This window comes from Streptomyces sp. BE303 (assembly GCF_036290945.1).
Lineage (GTDB): Bacteria > Actinomycetota > Actinomycetes > Streptomycetales > Streptomycetaceae > Kitasatospora.
Genome location: NZ_JAQYWZ010000640.1, coordinates 1 through 391 on the forward strand (window position 1 = coordinate 1; position 391 = coordinate 391).

Below are 391 nucleotides of genomic sequence, written 5' to 3' on the forward strand. Positions count from 1 at the left end.
ATCAGGGCCTGGCTGTCATGGACGTTGGCTCCGGAGATCGCGAGCGACAGGGGCAAACCGGTACGTTCGGTGAGCAGGTGGATCTTCGACCCGTATTTGCCCCGATCGACAGGATTCGGACCCGTCAACTCCCCTTTTTCAGCGCCCTCATGTTCACCGAGTCGACCGCGCACCTCGACCAGTCCAGCTCGCCCCGTGCGCCGAGCTCGTCCAGGACGACCCGGTGGAGCTTGGCCCACACCCGGGCCCTGCTCCACTCGGTGAAGCGCCGGTGCGCGGTGGGCCCGGACGGACCGAAACAGGGCGGCAGCTGGGCCCACGTGCACCCCGACGTCGCGACGAACACGATCGCCGCCAGCACCTCGCGGTCCCCGTAGCGGCGCCGACCACC

1 pseudogene is annotated in these 391 nt (G+C 68.8%); it reads right to left on the bottom strand.

Features of this window, described 5'->3' with window-relative positions:
* A pseudogene (locus tag PUR56_RS15245) lies at positions 1 to 391 on the bottom strand (IS5 family transposase); the annotation flags it as partial.